This is a genomic window from Deinococcus alpinitundrae, assembly GCF_009982895.1.
Classification (GTDB): domain Bacteria; phylum Deinococcota; class Deinococci; order Deinococcales; family Deinococcaceae; genus Deinococcus; species Deinococcus alpinitundrae.
In genome coordinates this window covers 1-358 of record NZ_WXZL01000143.1, presented here as the reverse complement: position 1 = coordinate 358, position 358 = coordinate 1, and the positions used below count along the sequence as shown (strand labels likewise).

The window sequence follows — 358 nt, the reverse complement described above, 5'->3', positions numbered from 1 at the left end:
AGTATATGACCCAGCAATCATGCTTGTAGCCATAATTAAACCTATTACATAATCTACTTGTCCTAATACCATAAATAATACAAGCGCACCTATATTAGAAGCAAAGTTCAAAACTTTAGCATTTCCTGCTGCACTTAAAAAATCAAAACCAAAGACTAACAATACAAAAAGAATAAATGAACCTGTTACCACAACTACAAATCCATCATAAAAGCCGATTAATATAAAAATTGCTGCAAATATTATGGCTTTCTTAAATGTAAATTGAGTAAACGTGCGTGTATTGCCCCAATATTTTTTAAGTAATGTGAATATAAACACCGACGAAAGTGCAATAATGATTAAAGGTTTCAATATT

The 358-nt window shown here is 30.2% G+C and carries 1 protein-coding gene; it reads right to left on the bottom strand.

The annotated features are described in order from the left end of the window. Positions 1–354 (bottom strand): TSUP family transporter (locus GUI70_RS25425; RefSeq protein WP_272952924.1); only part of this gene is annotated, 354 nt, incomplete at its 3' end. Positions 355–358 lie beyond the last annotated feature (4 nt).